Source organism: Streptomyces sp. NPDC005761, from assembly GCF_040630635.1.
GTDB lineage: Bacteria > Actinomycetota > Actinomycetes > Streptomycetales > Streptomycetaceae > Streptomyces.
On the sequence record NZ_JBEXXX010000038.1, the window covers coordinates 71,985 to 78,847 of the forward strand.

Consider the following 6,863-nt stretch of genomic DNA (forward strand, 5'->3'; position numbering starts at 1 on the left):
TATCCAGCACCCCCCGGCCCGGCATCGGACCACGGTTGTACACCCTGGATCGACACCGGCCCCGGCAGGTGTCACCGCCGGTCCGACGACGCACGGGGTGCGCGGACAGCACAGTGGCCGGGTGATCGAAGTCAACGGACTGACCAAGCGATACGGCACCTCCACCGCCGTCAAGGACCTCACGTTCACCGTACGGCCGGGCGAGGTCACCGGCTTCCTCGGACCCAACGGGGCCGGCAAGACCACCACCCTGCGCATGCTGCTCGGCCTCGTCGGGCCGACCGCCGGAACGGCCACCGTGCAGGGCCGGTCGTTCCGCGACCACCCGCGTGGACTGCGGCACGTCGGCGCCCTCCTCGACGCGGGCGACGTCCACGGCGGCCGCACCGCCCGCGCCCACCTCGCGATGCTGGCCCGCAGCAACCGCATCCCGCGCGCCCGGGTCGACGAGCTGCTCCAGGAGGTGGGTCTGGCCTCCGCGGCCCGGCGGCGCATCGGCGGCTTCTCGCTCGGGATGCGCCAGCGCCTCGGCATAGCCACCGCGCTGCTCGGCGACCCGCCGGTGCTGCTCTTCGACGAACCGCTCAACGGCCTCGATCCGGAAGGCGTGCTGTGGGTACGCGGGCTGTTCCGCAGGCTCGCGGCCGAGGGGCGCACCGTCTTCGTCTCCAGCCACCTGATGACCGAGATGGAGCACACCGCCGACCGGCTCGTCGTCATCGGCCGCGGCGAACTCATCGCGGCCGAGAGTCTGACCGAGTTCGCCGCCAGGAGTACCCGCCTGAGCGTGACCGTACGCACCCCCGGCACCGCCGTCCTGACCCCGCTGCTCACCGCCGAGGGCGCCGAGGTGCTCATCGACGGCGACCTGATGACGGTCACCGGGCTCGCCGCATCCCGCATCGGTGAACTCGCCCTGCGCCACCGCGTCCTGCTCCACGAGCTCACCACGCTCGGTGCCTCGCTGGAGCAGGCGTTCATGGAACTCACCGCGGACAGCGTCGAATACCTGGCAGGAGAACCCCGATGAGCACGACCACGGCCCTCACCGCGTCCGCCACCCGCGAGACGCACGACGAACCCCGCGCGCGTTTCGGTGATCTGCTGGCCGCCGAGTGGCTCAAGACGCGTACGCTGCGCTCCACTTCCTGGATGTACGCGATCACCGCGCTGGCCGTCATCGCGTTCAACGCGGGCACGGCCTACGACCACTACAAGTACTGGTACCAGTACGACGAGCACGGCCGCGAGTCCTTCATCGCCAACGGCTCGCCGCTCATGGACGCCTTCACGGGGAATGCCGCCATGGTGCTGGTGCTGGCCGTGGCCGCCATCGGTGCCGTGTCGATCACCGGCGAATACGGCACCGGCCTGATCCGCACCACGTTCACCGCCGTGCCGGCCCGGCGCTCGGTGATGGCCGCCAAGGCCCTCGTCCTCACCGCGGTCACCACCGTCTTCGGCACACTCGTCGCCCTGGCCTCGTTCGCGTCGACGCAGGCGATCCTCTCCGGCCGGGACGCCTCCATCACCCTCTCCCACCCCGGCGCACTGCGAGTCGTCGTGGCCTCCGCACTGCTCGCGCCGGTGGCCGCGCTCGCCGGCCTCGCGACCGGCGCGGTGATCCGCCATACCGGGGGCTCCGTCATCGGGTGCGTGGTGGTGCTGCTGCTGCTCCCGATGATCCTCAGCGACCGCCGCCATCCGACAGCGGTGCTCCGGCACACGCTGCCCTTCAGTGCGTGGGACCGGCTGTCCGTCTCGGACCTCCAGGCGTCCGTCCCCTATCCGTGGACGGTCGCCGGAGCCTGGACGGTCTACGCTGCCTGGGCACTGCTGGCGGGCGCGGTGGCGGTGGTCGCGGTGCACCGCAGGGACCAGTGAGGGCTTCTCAACTCCGGTACCCAGCAATATATTTCAGAAACCTGCTGGAAATTCTTGCGGCCCCTCTTGACGTGTTCACCGCCGTGACGGCAGGCTCCGAACTCCCCCCACGGTGGTCAGGCGCGTGACCACCCACGCCGGGTACGGACCCCATATCCGCACCCGCGAACGAAGGAGCCGCAATTGAGTTCCCGCGCCGCTCGCGCGACACTGGCCGGCCTGCTCGCAGCCGCCGGCATCACCGCCCTCGCCCCCTGGCCCTCCCAGGCGACCCCACCGGGCGAGAAGACCGTCACCGCGACCCTGTTCGAGTGGAAGTACGACGCGGTGGGCCGGGCCTGTACGGACTCGCTGGGTCCGGCCGGCTACGGCTACGTGGAGGTCTCGCCCGCCTCCGAGCACATCCAGGGCGACCAGTGGTGGACCTCGTACCAGCCGGTCAGCTACCGGATCGCCGGGCGGCTGGGCGACCGCGAGGCCTTCGCCTCGATGGTGGAGAGCTGTCATTCCGCCGGGGTGAAGGTCGTCGCCGACGCCGTCATCAACCACATGTCGTCCGGCTCCGGCACGGGGACCGGCGGCACGGCCTACACGAAGTACGACTACCCCGGGTACTTCCAGGACCAGGACTTCCACGGCTGTCGCAAGGACATCAGCAACTACGGTGACCGCGACGACGTCCAGACCTGCGAACTCGTCGGCCTGGCCGACCTGGACACCGGCAGCGGCGCCGTCCGCACGACGATCGCGGCCTACCTCTCCGACCTGCGCGGCCTGGGTGTGGACGGCTTCCGCATCGACGCCGCCAAGCACATGTCCGCCGACGACGTCGCCGCGATCAAGGGCAGGATGGCCGACCCGGGCTTCTGGGTCACCGAGGTCATCCACGGCGGTGGCGAGGCCGTCCAGCCCGAGGAGTACACGGGCGTGGGCGACGTCGACGAGTTCCGGTACGGCGGCCACCTCAAGAGCGCCTTCCAGGGTGGCTCCCTCACGGGATTGAAGGACGTCGCCGAAGGCAAACTGGCGAGCGGTAGCGCCCGTACGTTCGTCGACAACTGGGACACCGAACGCAACGGTTCCACGCTGACGTACAAGGACGGAGCGGTCTACACCCTGGCCAACGTCTTCATGCTCGCCTCGCCCTACGGCTCCCCGAACGTCTTCTCCGGCTACGAGTGGTCGGACAAGGACGCGGGTCCGCCGGCCGGTGGCGCGGCCGCGTGCGGCAGTGGCGGCTGGACCTGCACGCACACACGGACGGCGGTCACCGGCATGGTCGGCTTCCACAACGCCACCGTGGGCGCGGAGTTGACCGACTGGTGGGACAACGGCTCGTCGGCGATCGCCTTCGGTCGCGGTGACAAGGGCTTCGTGGCCCTCAACAACGGCGACGGCGAGCTCCGGCAGACCTTCACCACGTCCCTTCCCGCAGGCACCTACTGCAACGTGGCGCAGGCTTCCGCGGACGCCTGCGACGGCAACACCGTGCAGGTCGGCGACGACGGCACCCTGACGGCGACCGTGCCGGCGAAGGGTGCGCTGGCGCTGCACGGCTGATACTCGCCGCGAGGGGAGCCGCATCCGGAGCCGGAGGCGGAGCCCTCCCCGCTGATGCTCCCCGCGAGGGCGGGCGCCTCCGCCCCCGGAGGCGCCCGCCCTTGCTGCGGGCGGTGGGGCGGTGTGGCGGAATCGGCGGCGAGCCCGACGGCGGACGGCCTGGGATCGCCGTCTCGCCCGCCACGAAGTGACGGGCCTGGCAGAAGGGCACGCCGCTGTGGAGAGACAGGTTTCCGACAGCGGTGCGCCCCGTCATGGAACGACGGGGCGCACCGTGGTGTGTTGTCGGAGGGATCCCCGCTACGGGAAGGACACCACCTGCGACGGAATGGTGTCCGTCCCCGAGGTGGGTGATCCGGTGTCGTTGATGACGTGTTCGTACTGGCCCTGGCCGCCGAGGGAGACGACGAGCAGGTCGTGGAACTTCACGCCGGGCTTCACCGGTGCCTGGAATCCGTGGTCCTGGCGGATGGTGGGGTCGACGTTGAAGTAGCAGTAGCTGCCCAGGCCCCAGCCTTCGTGGGTGGTGACGGAGTCGTCGACCTTGTAGGCCGCGTAACCCTTGGTGTCACCGTTCTGGATGGCGGCCTGGTTCGGGGCGTCGTACGCCTTCTCGTTCTGGAAGAAGATCGTCTTCCCGTTCTCCCCGGACCAGCGGACGTCGTACTTGTTGAAGTGCTCGACGAACAGTCCGGTCGCGAGCACGTTGTCGCCGTTGACCTGGAGGCCGTAGTCGGCCCGGTTGGTCTCCCAGCCGACGCCCTCGCCGTGGTCCGCGCGCCACAGCCAGGTGTGGTCGATGATCGTGTCGTTGCTGTTGACGACCATGCCCGTGGTGGCCTTGCCGGCTCCGGCGCCGCCGACCCGGATGAACACGTCCTGGAGCGACGTCGGGTTGTCGGCGTGGCTCGCGGCCGCGCCCTCGGGGCCGACCTCGATCAGCGTGTCGGAGTTGGTGGGACCGGCGTCGACGAGCAGCCCGGCGAGCTTCACGCCGTCCACGTCACCGACCTTGATGGCCGTGACACCGTTGTCCGGAATGATCGTCGCGAGACCGAGCCCCAGCGCGACCGTGTTGGCGCGGTCGATGTTGATCGTCTGGTCGACGTGGTAGACCCCGGGTGTGAACAGCAGGTGCAGACCCTGGTCCACGGCCGCGTTGATCGTCTCCGCGGTCGCGCCTGGCTTGACCACGTAGAACTGGTCCAGTGGGATGGACTCGCCCTTCGGCGTGCCGTCGGCCCACGAGACGCCGCGCGCGTTGGTGCGCTTCTCGGGCACGAAGACCTTGTAGTCGGCACCGTCCAGGTAGAGGAACGGCTTCTCGCGGGAGACCGGAGTGTTCTCCAGAGTGGTGTACGGAGGTTCGGGGAAGCTCTGGGCGGGTGCGCCCTCGACGCCGGAGAACGTCATGTTCCAGACGCCGTTGCCCCAGCTGCCGATCGAACTGTCGCGGGTGTACCACTGCTGCTGCGAGTACGGGCCGACCTGGCCGTCGATCTTGCTGTCGGCGATGTACCCGCCGCTCGCCCAGCCGTAGCCGTCGGGTGCCAGGTTCAGTCCGCCCTTGACGTGCATCCGGCGGAACGGGGCGGCCTGCGAGACGGCCCAACGGTCCGTGCCGTTCACCGGGTTGAGCGCGAGGTTCTCCGCCGAGCGCCAGAAGTTCTGCGTGGCGTTGCCGTTGAACCAGCCCGCGTCGACGGTCACATCACCGTTGAACGTGGTGTCGTCCGGGTTCAGCCCCAGACCGGCGATCTGGGTGTAGAAACCGATCTGCGCGTTGATGTTGTCGTACGTGCCCGGCTTGAACATCAGCGCGTAGCGGCCGGTGCCGAACTGGGCCGACTCCTGCTGCTTGAACACCTCGTCGACCTTGGCCTGGATATCGGGCATCGAGGGGTCGAACACCATCACGTTGGGCCCGAGATCGCCGCCGCCCTCGATGGCCTGCGCATCCTCGCCGAAGGCGGTCTGCGCCGTGGGGACGGCCATGAGCAGCGAAACGGCGAACGCGGCGAACCCGAACGTGCGGGTCCGGCGCCTGCGACGGGAGGTGGTGGGGGCTCCCGTGGGGGGAGTTGTGGAGGGTTCCGTGGGGGGAACATGCATGGGGGAAGGTCTCCAGGGTCGTGGTTCGAGGTGGCACCACAGGCTTGTGGGGAAGCTTGTGAGAGCGCTCTCTCCGATGGGTGTCGATGGTTTCGCCGCGACCCGGGAAACGTCAAGAGGTGTGCGGCAGAAGCCTCAGCCGTCTCTGCTGAACGCAACAATTAACGGCAGCGGCAAGGCAATTGAGGTGTTCTGCGCTCAGTTCGGGATGTGAGTGACTTCAGGAGATGGCGAGATCGTCCAGCCGGCCCGCCGGGCCCGCCGCGCATCTGCGGGAAGTCCGTGCCGGCGATCCTCGCCACGCGGGCGGCCGGGACGCCGTCGGCGGCGACGACGCTAGCCGTGAGGACGAGCGGGTGCCGGTCCTGGACGACGTCGATGCCGCCGGGTGCTTCGGCAGCGGCGGCGGGCGTGGTGATCACCCGGGCGCTGACCGCCGCTGCGGGGACGGCCATCGGCCGCGGTGAGCAGGGCGCGGCTGCTGGTGCGGCTCCGGGGCGTGGACGATCCTCCGGGGGTGAGAGGGGACCGGGGGGTGCCGTCGGCCGTGCCGATGGTGAGCGGGCGGACGAGGGACTGCCCTGGCCGGCACCTTGGTCAGGTGGGGTGCCGGCCAGGGGGTGTGGGGTGCCGCGTCAGGGGCGTCCGGTGGCCCGGGTGATGCGGGCGATCGCCTCGACCGTCAGGGCCCGGTCATGGGGTTCCGTCTCCAGGGCGCGGTGGATCGACAGACCTTCGATCAGCGCGTCGAGCTGGCGGGCCGTCGCCGGGTCGAAGTGCCACTCCAGGGCCACGCGGCTGCGACGCATCCACTCGCGGGTCAGTTCGCGGTAGGCGGGCTTGCGGGCGGCCAGGGTGTACAGCTCATGGGTGAGCACGAGTTCGCGCTGGTTGCCGCCGGACAGGTGGTGGACCAGATCGGCGACCGCCTCCCGCGCCTCGTCGGGTGTGGTGGCGGTGCCGAGACGCTCCTCGAAAACGGCGACGATGCTGCTGGAGAAGCGGGTGAACGCCTCCCGCAGCAGCTCGTCCATGCCGCCGAAGTGGTACGTCATCGAGCCGAGCGGCACACCCGCACGGGCGGCGACCTTGCGGTGCGAGGTCCCGGCGACCCCCTCCTCCGCGATCAGGTCGAGGGCGGCGGCAATGATGCGCTCCCGCCGCTCGGGGTCGTTCTGTCCGGTCGCCACGTGCTTCCTTCTGCCGAGAGGTTCTAGGGCGTGTTTCGAAAGTAGCGCCGTCCGCCCGGAGGGCGGGTCCGGCGGCGTCTGGTGCGTGCGATCGCAAGGCGGAGGGTCGCCCCGATA

The 6,863-nt window shown here is 69.9% G+C and carries 5 protein-coding genes; 3 read left to right on the top strand and 2 right to left on the bottom strand.

Features of this window, described 5'->3' with window-relative positions:
- The first annotated feature begins 121 nt into the window (after window positions 1-121).
- The 3 genes from ABZ434_RS27955 (at window position 122) to ABZ434_RS27965 (ending at window position 3,444) form a co-directional block, all read left to right on the top strand.
- A complete protein-coding gene (locus ABZ434_RS27955; protein WP_359142374.1) occupies window positions 122-1,030 on the top strand; it encodes an ATP-binding cassette domain-containing protein in 909 nt (302 codons plus the stop codon).
- On the top strand, window positions 1,027-1,884 hold the full coding sequence (locus tag ABZ434_RS27960) for an ABC transporter permease (RefSeq protein ID WP_359142376.1): 858 nt from the start codon (window positions 1,027-1,029) through the stop codon (window positions 1,882-1,884). The genes ABZ434_RS27955 and ABZ434_RS27960 overlap by 4 nt, the downstream gene beginning before the upstream one ends.
- Window positions 1,885-2,067: 183 nt before the next feature.
- Window positions 2,068-3,444, top strand: a complete 1,377-nt coding sequence (locus ABZ434_RS27965; protein WP_359142378.1) for an alpha-amylase family protein — start codon at window positions 2,068-2,070, stop codon at window positions 3,442-3,444.
- Window positions 3,445-3,744: 300 nt separating this feature from the next.
- Here the strand turns inward: ABZ434_RS27965 and ABZ434_RS27970 are convergent, their stop codons facing one another.
- Together ABZ434_RS27970 and ABZ434_RS27975 are read right to left on the bottom strand one after the other, a co-directional pair.
- Window positions 3,745-5,556, bottom strand: a complete 1,812-nt coding sequence (locus ABZ434_RS27970; RefSeq protein ID WP_359142380.1) for a coagulation factor 5/8 type domain-containing protein — start codon at window positions 5,554-5,556, stop codon at window positions 3,745-3,747.
- A gap of 635 nt (window positions 5,557-6,191) precedes the next feature.
- Window positions 6,192-6,746: a TetR family transcriptional regulator gene (locus tag ABZ434_RS27975; protein WP_359142381.1), complete on the bottom strand. Its 555-nt coding sequence runs from the start codon at window positions 6,744-6,746 to the stop codon at window positions 6,192-6,194.
- Window positions 6,747-6,863: the final 117 nt, after the last annotated feature.